We start from the raw sequence: 17,438 nt of genomic DNA on the forward strand, positions 1-17,438 counted from the left end.
GATGCATCAACTGACACACTGCTATCGGGGGCAAGCCCCCTCCCACATTTGGATTGGGTTCCTTCAGCTATTAGGGTACTTCGATGCTATTCAACCAAACCTCACGCCTGGCCAAAATCACCAGTCCCCTCGGGCCGGACGTGCTGTTGCTCAATCAAATGGGCGGCGGCGAAGAGTTGGGTCGGCTGTTCGCCTATGAGCTGCAACTGACCTCCGTGGACGCCAACATCGACCTCAACCAGTTGCTGGGCAAGCCGATGAGCGTCGGTGTGCAATTGGCGGACGGCGGCGAGCGGCACTTTCACGGCATCGTCGCGCAGTGCAGCCAGAGCATCGACCAGGGCCAGTTCGCCAGCTACCAGGTGACGCTGCGCCCGTGGCTGTGGCTGCTGAGCCGCACGTCGGACTGCCGGATTTTCCAGAACCTGAGCATCCCGCAGATCATCAAACAGGTGTTCCGCGACCTGGGCTTTTCCGACTTTGAAGACGCCCTGAGCCGGCCGTACCGCGAGTGGGAATACTGCGTGCAGTACCGCGAGACCAGCTTCGATTTCGTCAGCCGCTTGATGGAACAGGAAGGCATTTACTACTTCTTCCGCCATGAACAGGACCGCCACGTGCTGGTGCTGGCCGATGCCTACGGCGCCCACGCCACGGTGCCGGGCTACGCGTCGATTCCGTACTACCCCAAGGACGAGCAGCAACGCGAACGCGACCACCTGTACAACTGGCACCTGGCCCAGCAAGTGCAGCCGGGCTCGCTGGAGCTCAACGACTACGACTTCCAGCGCCCCAGCGCGAGCATCGACGTGCGCTCGGCGATGCCGCGCCCGCACGCCGCCGGCGACTACCCGCTGTACGACTACCCCGGCACCTACGTGCAAAGCGCGGACGGCGAACACTACGCGCGCACCCGCATCGAAGCCCTGCAAACCCTGCATGAACAAATCGAATTCAACGGCAACGCCCGCGGGCTCGGTTCCGGCCACCTGTTCAGCCTCACCGGCTTCAGTCGCCAGGACCAGAACCGCGAATACCTGATCGTCGGCTGCCGCTATTACATCGTTCAGGAAAGCCTGGAAAGCGGCGGCGGCTCCAGCTCGGCGCAGTTCGACAGCAGCCTGACCTGCATCGACGCCCAACAAAGCTTCCGCCCGCTGGCCAACACCTATCGCCCCATCGTCAAAGGCCCGCAGACCGCGCTGGTGGTCGGCCCCAAGTCTGACAGCGCCGCCACGCGCTATACCATCGAAGCTGGAGACAGTATTCGTCTGGTGTGCGGCGACAGTGTGATTGAGCTCACGGCAGACGGAGCCATCAACCTGACCTGTGGCTCGTTCAATCTGTTTTCCTCCGGCAGCAGCAAGATCCAGACACAAGGCAAACTGGATATCAACCAGGGCAGTGACGAGGGCACATCACCCGGTCAGCAGGGTGTGCGAGCCACTATCCATAACGCCGTCGAATCAACATTTGCGGACAAGCCGGGCGCCGGCCAATAACGAGATACTTGCACCATGAACTACTTGATCAATGAAGCCCAATTCACCTTGCCCGATGCAGCCTTACAGGATGCCTCGATCAATATCCTCAAGTTCGCCCACCTGGGCACCACGCTGGTCGTCAGCCGTAGCCCGCTGGCGGACGGCGAAACGTTGCAAAGTAACTTCGAAGCGCAGCTCAAGACGCTCGAACAACAGGAGAAGTACCTTCGTTACTCGCCAGTGCAAGCCATAAAGGTGGGGGCCGCACTGGATGTCGATGCCTATGAAGTGCAGAACAGTTTCAACAAAGGCAGCGACAGCTTTTACCAGTACCAGTTGGCGCTGCAACTACCGGGCACACGCCGCCTGATCGCGTTGAGTTACGTCAAGACCCAACCCCTCGGGCCCGCCGAAGCGGCTCACTGGGCAACGCTAAAGAGCACGCTTAGCTTCTTCGCCACACCCTGAATCACACGGAGCCAAACCGACTGCTACTCAATCCCCCCAAGAATACCTGACCACCCCGATCAACAATTCTTGATCGCCATCAAGCGGTTTTCACCCTCCACCTTCCTATCATGACCCCCGCCAAGCCATGAGGAAGCGACCATGTCAGAGACCTTCACCAAGGGCATGGCCAGGAACATCTATTTCGGAGGAAGCGTGTTCTTCTTCCTGATTTTCCTGGCCTTGACCTACCACACCGAACAAACCTTTCCCGCCCGTAGCAATGTCGACCAGCTCACTGAATCCGTGATCCGAGGCAAGAGCGTCTGGGAGCGTAATAACTGCGTCGGTTGCCACACCCTGTTGGGCGAAGGCGCGTACTTTGCGCCGGAGCTGGGCAATGTGTTCAAGCGTCGTGGGGGTGACGAAGGGTTCAAGCCGTTCCTGCACGCCTGGATGAAAATGCAGCCCCTTGGGGTGCCGGGGCGTCGCGCCATGCCGCAATTCAACCTCAGCGACCAGGAGGTGGACGATATGGCCGAGTTCCTCAAATGGAGCTCGAAGATCGATACCAATAACTGGCCACCCAACAAGGAGGGCTGAGCCATGCGCAGCGCCAATCCCTATCTGAAATTCCAATCCCAGGCCGTGGCCAAACCCTACTTTGTGTTTGCCTTGATCCTGTTCGTCGGCCAGGTGCTGTTTGGCCTGATCATGGGCCTGCAATACGTGGTGGGCGACTTTCTGTTCCCGTTGATCCCCTTCAACGTGGCGCGGATGGTCCATACCAACCTGTTGATCGTCTGGCTGTTGTTCGGCTTCATGGGCGCCGCCTATTACCTGATACCCGAGGAGGCCGACCGCGAGCTGCACAGCCCCAAACTGGCGATCTTGCTGTTCTGGGTGTTTGCCGCAGCCGGGGTGTTGACCATCCTCGGTTACCTGTTGGTGCCCTATGCGGCACTGGCCAAGCTGACCCATAACGAACTGCTGCCGACCATGGGCCGCGAGTTCCTCGAGCAACCGACCATTACCAAAATGGGCATCGTGGTGGTGTGCCTGGGCTTTCTCTACAACATCGGCATGACCCTGCTCAAGGGCCGCAAAACCACGGTCAGCATGGTGATGATGACCGGCCTGATCGGCCTCGCGGTGTTCTTCCTGTTCTCCTTCTACAACCCCGGCAACCTCGCACGTGACAAGTTCTACTGGTGGTGGGTGGTGCATCTTTGGGTAGAAGGCGTGTGGGAACTGATCATGGGCTCGATGCTGGCGTTCGTGCTGATCAAGGTCACCGGCGTCGACCGTGAAGTGGTGGAGAAATGGCTGTACGTGATCATCGCCATGGCTTTGATCACCGGGATCATCGGCACCGGGCACCACTTCTTCTGGATCGGCGCACCCGAGGTGTGGCTGTGGGTCGGCTCGATCTTCTCGGCCCTGGAGCCGCTGCCGTTCCTGGCGATGGTGATGTTCGCCTTCACCATGGTCAAACGTCGGCGGCGCCAGCACCCGAACCGCGCGGCGACCTTGTGGGCCAAGGGCACCACGGTGACGGCGTTCTTCGGCGCCGGGGTCTGGGGCTTCCTGCATACGCTGGCACCGGTCAACTTCTACACCCACGGTACCCAGCTCACGGCGGCCCACGGTCACCTGGCGTTCTTCGGGGCCTACGCGATGATCGTGATGACCCTGATCAGCTACGCCATGCCACGCTTGCGCGGCCTCGGCGAAGCGCCCGATGCGCGTTCGCAGACCATTGAAATCTGGGGCTTCTGGCTGATGGTGCTGTCGATGGTGATGATCACCCTGTTCCTCACCGCCGCCGGTGTGGTGCAGGTGTGGTTGCAGCGCTGGCCGGCGGACGGTGTGGCCTTGCCGTTCATGGCCACGGTCGAGCATTTGACCGTCTTGTTCTGGGCCCGGTTGGCCAGTGGCGTGGTGTTCCTGCTGGGGCTGCTCTGCTACCTGTACAGCTTCCGCCAACGCCAAGCCGTCGCCGGTGCGCCGGCGCCGATTGTGTATTGATCGTCAATCCCTAAGACGGCGGCCCGGCTGGTACAGCGGGCCGTTTTACGTTTGGAGCACGGCTCATGGCCTTTACCCTGGAATTGGAAGAGTGGGTCGGCAGCGTCTGGCACCGCTTCATCACCCGCCGTGCCAATGTCGATTTCCCCGAGGCGCAGGTCGCGCTGACGGACCATCAGCGCAGCCTGGCCCTGTTGTTCCGCGCCCTGGGCGGCGCTGGCGGGATGGCGTTGGAGGCGGCCTGCGAGCGCGACCTGTTGCTGCGCCGCAACCTGTTGATGCGTATCGCCGGTACCTGCAAGCAAGCCCCCCTGGCGTCCTGCGACGGTAACCGCTTGCGCTTGCCGGCACGCCTGGCGGTATTTCCCGACGCGGCGCTGAATCACGAGTTGTACCGCTGGCTGGCGCTGCTCGCGGCCCACGCCGGGCCGATGAGCCACTGGGCCCGCGACAACCAACGCTGGACCTGGCTGCTGTTGCAGCGCTACCCGGCGATGCTGCCGCGCTACCAACGCCTGGTGGAGGCGCACCTGCAACTGCGCCCCGACCCCGCCAGCCTCAAACCCGACGAAGCCGCCCTGGAGCGGGCCTTGCGCAAGGCCCTGCGCGAACCCGGCAGCGTGCGTCACTTGCCGCGCAGTTCACGGGCCGCCTGGCCGTTGCCGTTATGGCTGTACCCGGCGCTGCAGTTGGACACCGCGCAAAATACCGACCTGGAGGAGGAGGGCGACGACCTCTCAGCCCCGCCCGGCGAGCAGCAAGGCGGGCCCAAGCGTGCCACCCGCGTTGACGACGCGAGCCGCGATGGCGGCCTGCTGGTGGTGCGCCTGGAAAACCTGTTCAGTTGGAGCGAACACGTCGACCTCGATCGCTGGTCCGACGACAGCCAGGACCCGGACGCCGCCCGCGTCGCCGAAGACCTCGACCAGTTGAGCCTGTCGCGCCAGCGCGTGCGCAAGAGCGGCGGGCTCAAGCTGCACCTGGATCTGCCGCCCGCCGATGTCGACGACATCCCCTTGGGCGACGGCATCAAGTTGCCCGAGTGGGATTACCGCCGGCAGTGCTTGCAGGAAGGCTTCGTCAACCTGCAATTGATGCAGCCGCGTTGCGACGCACCGCAACCCTTGCCCGCGCGGTTGCAGGCCCAGGCCCAGCGCTTGCGCCGGCAATTCCAGAGCCTGCGCACCGACCGCCAATGGCAGCGCCAGCAGCCCCAGGGGTCAGAGGTCGACCTGCAGGCCTGGCTGGATTTTCATGTGCAGCGCCAGCAGGGTGCCTGCGCCGAACGCGGGCTGTTCCTTGAACAACGCCACACCCACCGCGACCTGGCGTGCCTGTTGCTGGCCGATCTGTCGATGTCCACCGATGCCCATGTCAACGATGAGCAAAAGGTCATCGATGTGATACGCGACAGCCTGCTGCTGTTCGGCGAAAGCCTGGCCGGGGCAGGGGATCGCTTTGCGTTGTATGGGTTTTCTTCACTGCGGCGGCACCAGGTGCGCTTGCAGGTGCTCAAAACGTTCCAGCAAGCCTATGACGACCGCACGCGCGGCGCGATCCAGGGCCTCAAGCCGGGCTACTACACGCGCATGGGCGCGGCTATCCGTCAGGCTACCCAGTTGCTCGGCGCCTGCCCGCAGCGGCGCAAGTTGCTGTTGTTGATCACCGACGGCAAGCCCAATGACCTGGACCTGTATGAGGGACGTTACGGCGTGGAGGACACGCGCCAGGCGGTGGTCGAAGCGCGGCGCCAGGGCTTGATTCCGTTCTGCATCACCATCGACAAACAGGCCGGCGACTATCTGCCGTACATGTTCGGCGCCCATGGTTTTACCCTGATCCATCGCCCCGAACAATTACCGCAACGCCTGCCGCAGCTGTATCGGCAGTTGACCGAGACTCAGTAAAAGTCTCTGGGCAACCAGAAGAACATCACCACGCAGAACAGCGTCAGGCCCAGGCAGAACCACTGGAAACGCTTCAGTCGGCGCGCCTGGGTGCTGGCGTGGGCCTCGGGCAGCGGTGTGGCGCAACGCTCGCACAGGTCGCGCTCCACGGCATTGCCGTGCTGGCAGACCAGGCAGGTTTTCACTCGAATTGCTCCAGGCGCGGGCGGTCGAGAATTGCGATCTGCCGGCCGTCCTGGGTGATGATTTTCTCGTCGATCAAGCGTCGGATAATCCGCGAAAACGTCTCCGGCTGGATCGACAGGTGCCCGGCAATCAACTGCTTGGCCATCGGCAGCTCGAAGCTGCAGTCGGTGGTGCTTTGCAAGCGCACCAGTTGCGTGAGCAGGTAGCGCACCACGCGGTGGGTGGCGTTTTTCAGCGACAGGGTTTCGATCTCGTTGACCCGCTGGTGCAGGCGCACGCACAACTTGCCGAGCAGGGCGAAGGTCAGGCGGCTGTTGCTCTGCAGCAAACGCATGTAGGTGGCATTGGACAGCCGGTACAACTGCGTGGGGCACACCGCTTCGGCGCACGCTACGTAGTTGGGCGTATCCATCAGCATCATGGCTTCGGCGAAGGTCTGCCGTTCGCCGATCACCTCGAACACCTTCTCCTGGCCGTCCGGGGTGAGGCGGTAGATTTTCACCGCGCCGGCGATCACGAAGTAGAACGCATCGGCCGGTTCGCCCTGGCGGAACAGCGGTTCGCCTTTGTCGACACTGAGCAATTGGCTGCTGCTCATCAGCTCGTTCAACTGCGCCTCGTCCAGGGGTTCGAACAAGTGGTGGCTGCGCAGGATCTGGTGATGAACACGATGGAGCACCATCTTGACCTCGGGGAATATCGGGAAGGGATACCCAAGGTTAATCCTGTTGGCGTCGGCCGTACTTGATCTACGACAAGGGCAGCGCACAGGCAACGCTGCACGATCGTCGCAGTGAACGCTTGCGAAAGTGCGCTATGCGCGGGCCGCGGCGAGGCTGGGCGCGGCCCGGGCAAACAATATGTCGTTCTCCAGGCGGATGTGTTCGCGCAGGTCGGCATGAAAGGCGCTCAGCTCGCGGTACAGGCTGCGCCAGGTATTACAGGCCTCGGCCGGCGGGGTGATCTGGTTCGTCAGGCTCAACAATTGCTCCAGGGCCTCGGCGTGTTGGTCGTGCTCGTAGCGCATCACCTGGATCGGCGTCGACGCCTGCGGCCCCATGCCCATTTGCAGCATCGGGAACAATACCTGTTCCTCCTTGAGCATATGGCTCTCCAGTTCCTGCTGCATGTCGAGCAGCAGGTCGGCCAGGCCGTTGGGGCATTGCAGGTGCTGACCGTGGACCTGTTCGACGCGGCTCGCCATGCGGACCAGTTCCGGCAATTGCTCGCGATGACGTGCGTGGTAGCGCGCCAGCAGATGGTCGATCAAGTGGTCCTGGGTTTGGGTGTTCCAGTCGCTCACGGTCATCGGGCTTTCCTCATCGGCAGTACGGGTATGAACCAGTGATTGCAGGCAGCGTGCCAATTTTAACGCATTGAAAAGTAACGATTTATCCCGGAGTAAGGTAATCATGACCACACGCTGCCAGGGTGCTCTGAACCCCAGGAGGGTCGAAATGACCGCGCCGCTCGACGGCATCCTCGGCCAGAGCGCGGTGTTGCAGGAGTTGCTCGACGAGCTGGCGCTGCTGGCCGAAACGCAGTTGCCGGTGTTGTTGCTCGGCGAAACCGGGGTCGGCAAAGAGCTGTTCGCGCGGCGCCTGCATCGCCTGTCGCAACGCGGCAACAAGCCTCTGGTGCAGGTCAACTGCGCGGCGCTGCCGGAGGCGTTGGCCGAAAGCGAGCTGTTCGGTCACGTCAAGGGCGCCTTCTCCGGCGCCACCCACGACCGCGCCGGGCGGTTCGATGCGGCCAACGGCGGCACCTTGTTCCTCGATGAGGTCGGCGAATTGCCCTTGAGCATCCAGGCCAAGCTGCTGCGCACCCTGGAGAATGGCGAGATCCAACGCCTGGGCGCCGATCGGCCATTGCATGTGGATGTCCGCATCATCGCCGCCACCAATCGCCACCTGCCCGACCGCGTGCGTGACGGCCTGTTTCGCGCCGACCTGTATCACCGGCTGTCGGTGTACCCGCTGCCGATCCCGGCGTTGCGCGAGCGTGGCGAGGATGTGTTGCTGCTGGCGCGGCATTTCGCTGAGCTCAACCGCGAGCGCCTGGGCTTGCATGACCTGCAACTGTCGCCGACGGCGCAACAGGCGCTGCTCGAGTACGCCTGGCCGGGCAATGTGCGTGAGCTGGAGCATGTGATCAGTCGCGCCGCGTTGAAGCAGCTCAGTCGTGGCGAACCGCGCAGTTCGGTGATCCGCCTGGAACCGCACGCTCTGGGCCTGGACACGGCCGCCGTCGCGGTGGAACGAGCCATGCCCGCGTCATCGATCGAGGCCTTCCAACCCTTGGCGGTGGCGGTGGACGAGTGCCAGCGCTGGAACATTCGCCACGCCCTGGAACACTGCGCCGGCAATTGGGCGAGTGCCGCGCGTTTGCTCGGCGTGGACGCGAGCAACCTGCACAAGCTGGCGCGGCGCCTGAGGCTCAAGTAAGGGGTGTGACAACACGCCAGCTGTGCGTATCTGCCGCACTACCTACCGGCCAGACTTGATTCTGGTCAAGGGCCACCTGCCATCACCACCCCTACCATCCGTCCCATCTTCAGCCCGACGCCTCAAGGGACTCCATGACTCGCTCCGCGCGCTTGACACGCCACTGGCTGACGCTGCTGGTGGTGTTGCTCATCACCAGCTTCACCGCCCAGGCCCGGCCTTACGGCGACATCGAACAGCAGCGTATCGAACGCGCTTTCCCCGCCCAGGATGCGGTCTCCGCACCCGACGGGCCGTTCAAGGTGCGGACCATTTCGACTGCCGGCAAGCCCATCGGCTACGTGTTCCAGAGCCTGGATGTGGTGGCGATCCCGGCGTATTCAGGCAAGCCGATCAACACCCTGGTGATCCTCGACGCCGCCGGGGTGATCCGCGATGCCTACGTGCTGGAACACCACGAGCCGATCCTGTTGATCGGTATTCCCGAGGTCAAACTGCACGAATTCACCGCGCACTATTCCGGCGTCGATGTGCGCCAGCGCGTGGTGGTCGGGCGTTCCAGCGATCCGAAGGCGGTGACGGTGGACGCGATTGCCGGCGCGACCGTGACCGCGATGGTGGTCAATGAAGTGGTGATGCGGGCGGCCCATGACGTGGCGGTGTGGCTCAAGCTGATCGACGGCAAGGCCGCGACCGCGCAGAAAGTCGCGCTGATCCGCACCGACCGGTTTGACCCCGCCACCTGGGCACAATTGACCGGCAATGGCGCTATCCGCCGCCTGCATTTGACCCGGGGCCAGGTCGACGCGGCCTTCAAGGACACCGCCGCCGAAGGCGCCGAGGCCGCGGACGAGACCTTCATCGACCTCTATGTGGCCGACATCAACCCGCCGAGCATCGGCCGCAACCTGTTGGGCGAAGAGCACTACCGCACCCTGATGCAGGGGCTCAAACCCGGCGAACAGGCCATCGCCGTGCTCGGCCGTGGGCTGTTTTCGTTCAAGGGTTCGGGTTATGTGCGCGGCGGGATTTTCGACCGGGTGCAGTTGCGCCAGTTCGGCAACGTGATCAGCTTCCGCGACCTCGACCACCAGCGCATCGACGATGTCTACGCCGAGGGCATCCCGGCCTTCGACGAGATGTCGGTATTCATCGTGCGCCCGCAGGCCGGCTTCGACCCCGGCTCGCCCTGGACCCTGGAACTGCTGGTGCGGCGCCAGACCGGCCCGGTCAGCGGCACGTTCAGCAGCTTCGAACTGCCTTACCAGATGCCCGAACAGTACCTGGAACGGCCGCTGCCCACCGCCGCCGAACAAGCCGCGCTGGATGAGGCCAGCCGCCCACTGTGGTTGAGCATCTGGTACCAGAAACAGGTGCAGGTCATGGTGCTCGGCGTCGCGCTGCTGCTGCTTACCGCGATCCTGTTCCTGCAGGACAGCCTGGCCCGGCGCCCGCGCCTGCTGCACTGGCTGCGCCGCGGCTACCTGGTGTTTACCGTGGGGTTCATCGGCTGGTATGCGCTGGGGCAGTTGTCGGTGGTCAATGTGCTGACCTTCGTGCATGCGCTGGTCCAGGACTTCCGCTGGGAACTGTTTCTCACCGACCCGCTGATCTTCATGCTCTGGGTCTTCACCGCCGCCAGCATCCTGCTCTGGGGGCGCGGGGTGTTCTGCGGCTGGCTGTGCCCGTTCGGGGCCTTGCAGGAACTGCTCAACGAGGCCGCGCGCCGCCTGAAGATCCGCCAGTTCGAATTGCCCTTCGCGGTGCATGAACGACTGTGGGCGATCAAGTACCTGATCCTGCTGGTGCTGTTCGGCCTCTCCCTGGAATCCATGGCCACCGCCGAACGCTTTGCCGAAGTGGAACCGTTCAAGACCGCCATCACGCTCAAGTTCGACCGCCAGTGGTGGTTCGTGCTCTACGCCGTGGCGTTGCTGGTGATCAACCTGTTCACCCGCAAAGTCTACTGCCGCTACCTCTGTCCCCTCGGCGCCGCCCTGGCGATCCCCAGCAAATTCCGCCTGTTCGATTGGCTCAAGCGGCGCCAGGAATGCGGCAACCCGTGCCAGCTGTGCGCGAAGGAATGCGAGATCCAGGCGATCCACCCGGACGGCCATATCAACGCCAACGAATGCCACTACTGCCTCGACTGCCAGATGACCTGGCACAACGAAAACAAATGCCCGCCGCTGATCAACAAACGCAAGAAGCGCAACAAGGCGGCGCCCGAACAGATTCCCGTAGTGCAGATCAATCCCAACACTTGAAGGAGCAACCCATGAACGATACAGACGATAAACATGACGGCCTGACCCGGCGCAGTTTCCTCGGCACCGGTGCGGTGACCGGCGCCGTGCTGGCGGGTGCATCGGCCCTCGGCGGCGCGGTGTTTACCCGTGAATCCTTCGCGGCGGCGGCCAAGGACGCCAAATCGAAAATCCATGTGGAACCCGGCCAGCTCGACGACTACTACGGCTTCTGGAGTGGCGGTCACCAGGGCGAAGTGCGGGTGATGGGCGTCCCGTCGATGCGCGAGCTGATGCGTATCCCGGTGTTCAACGTCGATTCGGCCACCGGTTGGGGCCTGACCAACGAGAGCAAGCGCATCCTCGGCGAGGGCGCCAAGTACTCCAACGGCGATTGCCATCACCCGCACTTGTCCACCACCGACGGCCACTACGACGGCAAGTACCTGTTTATCAATGACAAGGCCAACAGCCGGGTGGCGCGCATCCGCCTGGACATCATGAAGTGCGACAAAATCCTCACCGTACCGAACGTTCAGGCCATCCACGGCCTGCGCCTGCAAAAGGTGCCCTACACCAAGTACGTGTTCTGCAACGCCGAATTCATCATCCCGCACCCCAATGACGGCCGAAACTTCGACCTGCAGGATCGCAACAGCTTCACCATGTTCAACGCCATCGATGCGGAAAAAATGGAGATGGCCTTCCAGGTGATCGTCGACGGCAACCTCGACAACGCCGACATGGACTACACCGGCAAGTACGCAGCGGCCACCTGCTACAACTCGGAAAAGGCCACCGACCTGGCCGGCATGATGCGCAATGAGCGCGATTGGGTGGTGGTGTTCAACATCCCGCGCATCGAAGCGGCGATCAAGGCCGGCAAGTTCATCAATGTGGACGGCGTCAAGGTGCCGGTGGTGGACGGACGCAAATCCGAGGACGGCAAGGACAGCGAGTTCACCCGCTACATTCCGGTGCCGAAAAACCCCCACGGCTGCAACACCTCGCCGGATGGCAAGTACTTCATCGCCAACGGCAAGCTGTCTCCGACCTGCACCATCATCGCCATCGAAAAACTCGACGACCTGTTCAGCGGCAAGATCAGCGACCCGCGCGGTGTGGTGGTCGGTGAACCGGAGCTGGGCCTGGGCCCGCTGCACACCACTTACGACGGACGCGGCTTTGCCTACACCACGCTGTTCATCGACAGCCAGGTGGTCAAGTGGAACATCGCCGAGGCCATCCGCGCCTATGGCGGCGAGAAGGTCAACTACATCAAGCAGAAGCTCGATGTGCAGTACCAGCCCGGTCACAACCATGCGTCGCTGACCGAAACCCGCGACGCCGACGGCCAGTGGCTGGTGGTCTTGAGCAAGTTCTCCAAGGACCGCTTCCTGCCCACCGGCCCGCTGCACCCGGAAAACGACCAGTTGATCGACATCTCCGGCGATGAAATGAAACTGGTCCACGACGGCCCGGCCTTCGCCGAACCCCATGACTGTGTGATGGCGCGCCGCGACCAGATCAAGACCAAGAAAATCTGGGAGCGCAACGATCCATTCTTCGCCGAAACGGTGGCCATCGCCAAGAAGGACGGGATCAACCTGGAAACCGACAGCAAGGTGATCCGCGACGGCAACAAGGTGCGCGTGTACATGACCTCCATGGCCCCGGCCTACGGGCTTTCGGAGTTCACCGTCAAACAGGGCAATGAAGTCACCGTGACCATCACCAATATCGACATGATCGAAGACGTGACCCACGGCTTTGTCATGGTCAACCACGGCGCGAGCATGGAAATCAGCCCGCAGCAGACCTCGTCGATCACGTTCATTGCCGACAAGCCCGGGCTGCATTGGTACTACTGCAGCTGGTTCTGCCATGCCCTGCACATGGAAATGGTCGGGCGGATGAAGGTCGAGCCCGCCTGACACGCTGTTTGAGAAACGACACAAGGCAAATGTGGGAGGGACGGTGCGACGATTCGACTTGCTCCCGATGGCGGTGAATCAGTCACAGATGCATCAACTGACACACCCTCATCGGGAGCAAGTCGAATCGTCGCACCGTCCCTCCCACTTTTAGCCGCATTTCCTTTAAGAGGACATCATCGTGGCTCGATCACTCGTCATCCTGGTGATGCTGATAGTGGCTTCGGCGGGAGCGGTCGCCGCCGTTCGCCCCATCACCGACTTACCCCTGCAAGCCGACGGCCCCAACCGTTGGCGCTTGCCTGCCGGCGAGTACCGGGGCTCGTTCCGCATCGACCAACCGCTGCAATTGACCTGCGCCCCCGGCGCCATCTTCCAGGCCGAAGGGCAGGGCAACGGCCTGCTGATCAGCGCGCCGGATGTCAGCGTCCAAGGCTGCACGTTCCTCGATTGGGGCGCCGACCTCACGGCCATGAACGCCGCTGTGTTCATCCAGCCCCAGGCGCGTGGCGCGCAAGTGCTGGGCAACCGCCTGCAAGGCCAGGGCTTTGGCATCTGGGTCGATGGTACCCAGGACGTGAGCGTGATCGGCAACCGCATCCAGGGTGACACCTCGGTACGTTCGCAGGACCGGGGCAACGGCATTCACCTGTACGCGGTACACGGTGCCCGCGTCATCGATAACCACGTGCGCGACACCCGCGACGGCATCTACATCGACACCTCCAACGGCAACCTGCTGCAAGGCAACACCCTGGAAGACCTGCGCTACGGCATCCACTACATGTTTGCCAACGACAACCAGGTCCTGGGCAACACCACCCGCCGCACCCGCACCGGCTATGCGTTGATGCAAAGCCGCAAGCTGACGGTGATCGGCAATCGCTCCGAGCAGGACCAGAACTACGGCATCCTGATGAACTACATCACCTATTCGACCTTGCAGGACAACGTCGTCACCGATGTGCGCGACGGCTCCACCGGCGACACCATGATCGCCGGCGGCGAAGGCAAGGCACTGTTCATCTACAACTCGCTGTTCAACCGCATCGAAAACAACCGCTTCGCGCGCAGCGCGGTGGGCATTCACCTGACCGCCGGCTCCGAAGACAACCGCATCGCCGGCAACGCCTTCATCGACAACCAGCGCCAGGTCAAATACGTCGCCAGCCGCTTGCAGGAATGGTCGGCGGACGGCCGGGGCAACTACTGGAGCGACTACCTCGGCTGGGACCGCAACGGCGATGGCCTCGGCGATGTGGCGTATGAGCCGAACGACAACGTCGACCGCCTGCTGTGGTTGTACCCCCAGGTGCGGCTGTTGATGAACAGCCCCGGCATCGAGTTGCTGCGCTGGGTGCAACGTGCGTTTCCGGTGATGAAGTCGCCGGGTGTGATGGACAGCCACCCCCTGATGCAAGCCCCCACTCAGAAGGAACCTGCATGATGAATGTCGTCGAGATCGAAGGCGTCAGCCAGCGCTATGGGCGTGCCACGGTGCTGCACGACCTGAACCTGAGCCTGGCCCCCGGCGAAGTCCTGGGGTTGTTCGGGCACAACGGCGCGGGCAAGACCACGGCGATGAAACTGGTGCTCGGCCTGCTGCGCGCCAGCGCCGGCGAGGTGCGGGTGTTCGGCCGTGCGCCGAGTGATCCCCACGTGCGCCGCTGGCTCGGTTACCTGCCGGAAAACGTCACGTTCTATGCACAGTTGAGCGGCGTCGAAACCCTGCGTCACTTCGCCCGGCTCAAGGGCGCGCCGATGCATCAGGTCGACAGCCTGCTGGACGACGTCGGCCTGACTGCGGCGGCAGGGCGGCGGGTCAAGACCTATTCCAAGGGCATGCGCCAGCGCCTCGGGTTGGCCCAGGCCTTGCTCGGCGAGCCGCGCCTGTTGCTGCTCGACGAACCCACCGTGGGCCTCGACCCGTTCGCTACCCAGGACTTGTATCGCCTGCTCGACCGCCTGCGTGCGGCCGGCACCAGCACCATCCTGTGTTCCCACGTGCTGCCGGGCGTCGAGGCGCACATCAACCGTGCGGCGATCCTGACCCAGGGCCGCCTGCTGGCCTTGGGCAGCCTGGCGCAGTTGCGCGCCGAGGCCGGCTTGCCGACGCTGATCCGCACCTGCGGCTTGCAGCGCGTCGAATCGCTGCAACAACGCTGGAGCGCCGCCGGCCATGTCACCCGGCGCTGGGGCGTCGAAGGGCTGCAAGTGGCGGCGCACAACGGCAGCAAGGTGCAACTGCTGCGCCAACTGCTGGCCGAGGACAGCCCCAGCGACGTGGAAATCCTGCCGCCGTCCCTTGAAGACATCTACCGGCATTACATGGACAGCGCGATGGTCATGGCACAGGAGGCGGCCTTATGAACCCGATCTGGAACATGGCCCGCAAAGAGTTCTGCGACGGCCTGCGCAACCGTTGGCTGTTGGCGATCAGCCTGTTGTTCGCGGTGCTGGCCATCGGCATCGCCTGGCTGGGCGCCGCCGCCGCCGGGCAACTGGGCTTCACCTCGATCCCGGCGACCATCGCCAGCCTGGCCAGCCTGGCGACGTTCCTGATGCCGCTGATCGCGCTGTTGCTGGCCTACGACGCGATCGTCGGCGAAGACGAGAGCGGCACCTTGTTGCTGTTGCTCACCTATCCGTTGGGGCGCGGGCAGATCCTGCTCGGCAAGTTCGTCGGCCATGGGCTGATCCTCGCGCTGGCCACGGTCCTCGGCTTCGGCTGCGCGATGCTCGCCATTGCGTTGCTGGTCGACGACGTGGACTTCGCCATGCTGCTCTGGGCCTTTGGCCGGTTCATGCTGACCTCGGCCCTGCTTGGCTGGTGCTTTCTCGGGCTGGCTTATGGCCTGAGCAGCCTGTGCGCGGAAAAATCCACCGCCGCCGGGCTGGCGCTCGGCGTGTGGTTCTTCTTCGTGCTGGTCTTCGACCTGGCGCTGCTGGCCTTGCTGGTGCTCAGCAAAGGCCAGTTCAACCCGCAGGGGCTGCCTTGGTTACTGCTGCTCAACCCCACCGACGTGTATCGGTTGATCAACCTCTCGGGTTTCGGTACGGGCACCCAGTCCGTCGGGGTCATGGCCCTGGGTTCGGACCTGGACGTGCCGCCGCTGGCCCTGTGGGCGTGCCTGCTGGCGTGGGTGGCCGTGCCGCTGGCGCTGGCCTACGGGCTGTTCCGCCGCCGTGCGGCGTGAGGATTTTTTATGACTGCTGGAGTGAGTGAAATGGGTTTCAAGACACGGGTAGTGGCGGCCTTGTTGGTCGGCTTGTTGATGAGCGCCTGCGACAAGGCGCCGGAGTCGAGCTTCAGTGACGCGCCGGTGGCGTTTCATCCCAACGACGAGTGCCACGTGTGCGGTATGGTGATCAACGAATTCCCCGGGCCCAAGGGCCAAGTGGTGGAGCGGGGCGGGGTGAAGAAATTCTGCTCTACCGCCGAAATGCTCGGCTGGTGGCTGCAACCGGAAAACCGGCACGACGACGCGAAGCTGTACGTACACGACATGGGCCGCAGCCAATGGAATGCCCCGGACGACAAGCACCTGATCGACGCCCGCACTGCGTACTACGTGATCGGCACCGGGCTCAAGGGCGCCATGGGCGTGGTCCTGGCTTCGTTTGCCGATGAGGCCAAAGCGCAGAAAGTCGCGGCGGACACCGGTGGTCGGCTGTTGCGTTTCGAGCAGATCGACCTGGCGCTGTTGCAGCAACCGATGCCGATGATGCACAGCGGGCATTGACCGCGAGGGGGTATCAACCGGCTTGATACCCCATCAACTGTTCTGCGTTCAGGATTCGAATGGTGCGTTGGCGCACCTCGATCAACCCGCCTTCCACCAGCCGATGCAGAATCCTCGAAAACGTCTCCGGCTGAATCCCCAGCTTCGACGCCACCAGGCGCTTGGGCACCTGCAACACCACCTCACCGCTGACGTCGTCGCGCTCCTGGAACAGGAAATTGATCACCCGGCGACTGGCATTGGCCAGGGTCAGGGTGTCGATGTCCTGGAGGCGCTGATGCAGGTGAATACTCATGCTCGCCAGAATCGCCAGGCAAATGGCCGGTTGGTCTTCCAGGGCGCGGCGATAGTGTTGGCCTTCGATACTCACCAGCACGCTGTCCTTGAGCGCGGTGCCACTCACCGGGTACGCCTTGGCCTGGGTGAACAGCAGCGCTTCGGCAAACGTCTGGCCGGGGCGGATGACTTCCACCAGATGCTCCTGACCTTCGCCAGTGACCCGGTGCAGCTTGATCTGGCCGCTGACCAGCAGGAAGAACCGATCGGCGGGATCGCCCTGGTGCATGAGCGGGGTGTGATTGGGCAAACGCTTGAGACTGGCCAGGGTGCAGACATCCTGGAAGGTTTTTTCAGGCAGCCGGCTGAACAGGTGATGCCTGCGCAGGGTTAGAACGATGTTGGGATGGGTGAGCATAAGGGCCTCCGCGGTTCATCAGGGTAGGGCGGCCCGGGGTTTGGGGATATGCCTCGAAGGGGGTACCTCTTCCCACGTTCGGTCAGCTTGGGTTAAAGAGGCGGCCTTAATGTGGGAGGGGGCTTGCCCCCGATGGCGGTGGAGCAGTCATGCATGTAGTGGCTGACAGACTGCTATCGGGGGCAAGCCCCCTCCCACATTTGGATCTCCATGGGTCAGATAGACCTCATTCTGTATTTGCTCTTGCTCTTAGGCGCGGCCTTATAGCCAATCTGATCCTGCAAGCCGAACGCGGTCAAAAATGTGAGAGGGGGCTTGCCCCCGA

At 63.0% G+C, this 17,438-nt stretch carries 14 protein-coding genes and 2 pseudogenes; 12 read left to right on the top strand and 4 right to left on the bottom strand.

Features of this window, described 5'->3' with window-relative positions; genetic code table 11:
* The first annotated feature begins 83 nt into the window (after window positions 1-83).
* From vgrG to C5F70_RS07120, 5 genes are all read left to right on the top strand, one after another.
* Window positions 84-1,502, top strand: a complete 1,419-nt coding sequence (gene vgrG, locus C5F70_RS07100; RefSeq protein ID WP_104903000.1) for a type VI secretion system tip protein VgrG — start codon at window positions 84-86, stop codon at window positions 1,500-1,502.
* Window positions 1,503-1,517: 15 nt separating this feature from the next.
* The gene (locus C5F70_RS07105; RefSeq protein WP_046489201.1) at window positions 1,518-1,952 is read left to right on the top strand and encodes a DcrB-related protein; all 435 of its coding nucleotides are present in this window, start codon (window positions 1,518-1,520) and stop codon (window positions 1,950-1,952) included.
* A 141-nt stretch (window positions 1,953-2,093) separates the two neighbouring features.
* The gene (locus tag C5F70_RS07110; RefSeq protein WP_017849342.1) at window positions 2,094-2,534 is read left to right on the top strand and encodes a cytochrome c; all 441 of its coding nucleotides are present in this window, start codon (window positions 2,094-2,096) and stop codon (window positions 2,532-2,534) included.
* A gap of 3 nt (window positions 2,535-2,537) precedes the next feature.
* Complete coding sequence (locus C5F70_RS07115; RefSeq protein WP_017849341.1) at window positions 2,538-3,959, top strand: cbb3-type cytochrome c oxidase subunit I; 1,422 nt, start codon at window positions 2,538-2,540, stop codon at window positions 3,957-3,959.
* 65 nt (window positions 3,960-4,024) lie between these two features.
* Window positions 4,025-5,866: a nitric oxide reductase activation protein NorD gene (locus C5F70_RS07120; RefSeq protein WP_017849340.1), complete on the top strand. Its 1,842-nt coding sequence runs from the start codon at window positions 4,025-4,027 to the stop codon at window positions 5,864-5,866.
* Here C5F70_RS07120 and C5F70_RS07125 read toward each other — a convergent pair.
* The 3 genes and pseudogenes from C5F70_RS07125 to C5F70_RS07135 form a co-directional block, all read right to left on the bottom strand.
* Window positions 5,860-6,051, bottom strand: a complete 192-nt coding sequence (locus C5F70_RS07125) for a hypothetical protein (RefSeq protein ID WP_017849339.1) — start codon at window positions 6,049-6,051, stop codon at window positions 5,860-5,862. The genes C5F70_RS07120 and C5F70_RS07125 overlap by 7 nt on opposite strands.
* Complete coding sequence (locus tag C5F70_RS07130; protein WP_017849338.1) at window positions 6,048-6,734, bottom strand: Crp/Fnr family transcriptional regulator; 687 nt, start codon at window positions 6,732-6,734, stop codon at window positions 6,048-6,050. The genes C5F70_RS07125 and C5F70_RS07130 overlap by 4 nt, the downstream gene beginning before the upstream one ends.
* A gap of 132 nt (window positions 6,735-6,866) precedes the next feature.
* Window positions 6,867-7,322, bottom strand: a pseudogene (locus C5F70_RS07135) (hemerythrin domain-containing protein); the annotation flags it as partial.
* Between the two features lie 208 nt (window positions 7,323-7,530).
* On the opposite strand from C5F70_RS07135, the pseudogene C5F70_RS07140 reads away from it, so the two are divergent.
* From C5F70_RS07140 to C5F70_RS07170, 7 genes and pseudogenes are all read left to right on the top strand, one after another.
* Window positions 7,531-8,496: pseudogene (locus C5F70_RS07140) on the top strand (sigma 54-interacting transcriptional regulator); the annotation flags it as partial.
* A gap of 134 nt (window positions 8,497-8,630) precedes the next feature.
* Window positions 8,631-10,763, top strand: a complete 2,133-nt coding sequence (nosR, locus tag C5F70_RS07145) for a transcriptional regulator NosR (RefSeq protein WP_104903002.1) — start codon at window positions 8,631-8,633, stop codon at window positions 10,761-10,763.
* An 11-nt stretch (window positions 10,764-10,774) separates the two neighbouring features.
* Window positions 10,775-12,676 carry a TAT-dependent nitrous-oxide reductase gene (gene nosZ, locus C5F70_RS07150; protein ID WP_046383078.1) on the top strand — a complete coding sequence of 634 codons (1,902 nt, stop codon included), beginning with the start codon at window positions 10,775-10,777 and terminating at the stop codon, window positions 12,674-12,676.
* 208 nt (window positions 12,677-12,884) lie between these two features.
* A complete protein-coding gene (locus tag C5F70_RS07155; RefSeq protein ID WP_017849333.1) occupies window positions 12,885-14,123 on the top strand; it encodes a nitrous oxide reductase family maturation protein NosD in 1,239 nt (412 codons plus the stop codon).
* Window positions 14,123-15,046: an ABC transporter ATP-binding protein gene (locus C5F70_RS07160; protein WP_104903003.1), complete on the top strand. Its 924-nt coding sequence runs from the start codon at window positions 14,123-14,125 to the stop codon at window positions 15,044-15,046. The genes C5F70_RS07155 and C5F70_RS07160 overlap by 1 nt, the downstream gene beginning before the upstream one ends.
* Window positions 15,043-15,873 carry an ABC transporter permease gene (locus C5F70_RS07165; RefSeq protein WP_046383080.1) on the top strand — a complete coding sequence of 277 codons (831 nt, stop codon included), beginning with the start codon at window positions 15,043-15,045 and terminating at the stop codon, window positions 15,871-15,873. Before C5F70_RS07160 ends, C5F70_RS07165 begins: the two co-directional genes overlap by 4 nt.
* A gap of 30 nt (window positions 15,874-15,903) precedes the next feature.
* Window positions 15,904-16,419, top strand: a complete 516-nt coding sequence (locus C5F70_RS07170) for a nitrous oxide reductase accessory protein NosL (protein ID WP_017849330.1) — start codon at window positions 15,904-15,906, stop codon at window positions 16,417-16,419.
* A 13-nt stretch (window positions 16,420-16,432) separates the two neighbouring features.
* Here C5F70_RS07170 and C5F70_RS07175 read toward each other — a convergent pair whose 3' ends face one another.
* Window positions 16,433-17,113: a Crp/Fnr family transcriptional regulator gene (locus tag C5F70_RS07175; RefSeq protein WP_046383082.1), complete on the bottom strand. Its 681-nt coding sequence runs from the start codon at window positions 17,111-17,113 to the stop codon at window positions 16,433-16,435.
* Window positions 17,114-17,438: the final 325 nt, after the last annotated feature.

It is taken from the genome of Pseudomonas sp. LH1G9 (genome assembly GCF_002949975.1).
GTDB lineage: Bacteria > Pseudomonadota > Gammaproteobacteria > Pseudomonadales > Pseudomonadaceae > Aquipseudomonas > Aquipseudomonas veronii.

What these genes read in the sequence shown, in the direction of transcription:
- C5F70_RS07105 (WP_046489201.1), top strand. Translation starts at nt 1,518, where the DNA reads ATGAACTACTTGATCAATGAAGCCCAATTCACCTTGCCCGATGCAGCC.
- nosR (WP_104903002.1), top strand. Translation starts at nt 8,631, where the DNA reads ATGACTCGCTCCGCGCGCTTGACACGCCACTGGCTGACGCTGCTGGTG.
- C5F70_RS07155 (WP_017849333.1), top strand. Translation starts at nt 12,885, where the DNA reads ATGCTGATAGTGGCTTCGGCGGGAGCGGTCGCCGCCGTTCGCCCCATC.
- C5F70_RS07165 (WP_046383080.1), top strand. Translation starts at nt 15,043, where the DNA reads ATGAACCCGATCTGGAACATGGCCCGCAAAGAGTTCTGCGACGGCCTG.
- C5F70_RS07110 (WP_017849342.1), top strand. Translation starts at nt 2,094, where the DNA reads ATGTCAGAGACCTTCACCAAGGGCATGGCCAGGAACATCTATTTCGGA.
- C5F70_RS07120 (WP_017849340.1), top strand. Translation starts at nt 4,025, where the DNA reads ATGGCCTTTACCCTGGAATTGGAAGAGTGGGTCGGCAGCGTCTGGCAC.
- C5F70_RS07115 (WP_017849341.1), top strand. Translation starts at nt 2,538, where the DNA reads ATGCGCAGCGCCAATCCCTATCTGAAATTCCAATCCCAGGCCGTGGCC.
- nosZ (WP_046383078.1), top strand. Translation starts at nt 10,775, where the DNA reads ATGAACGATACAGACGATAAACATGACGGCCTGACCCGGCGCAGTTTC.
- C5F70_RS07175 (WP_046383082.1), bottom strand. Translation starts at nt 17,113, where the DNA reads ATGCTCACCCATCCCAACATCGTTCTAACCCTGCGCAGGCATCACCTG.
- vgrG (WP_104903000.1), top strand. Translation starts at nt 84, where the DNA reads ATGCTATTCAACCAAACCTCACGCCTGGCCAAAATCACCAGTCCCCTC.
- C5F70_RS07170 (WP_017849330.1), top strand. Translation starts at nt 15,904, where the DNA reads ATGGGTTTCAAGACACGGGTAGTGGCGGCCTTGTTGGTCGGCTTGTTG.
- C5F70_RS07160 (WP_104903003.1), top strand. Translation starts at nt 14,123, where the DNA reads ATGAATGTCGTCGAGATCGAAGGCGTCAGCCAGCGCTATGGGCGTGCC.
- C5F70_RS07130 (WP_017849338.1), bottom strand. Translation starts at nt 6,734, where the DNA reads ATGGTGCTCCATCGTGTTCATCACCAGATCCTGCGCAGCCACCACTTG.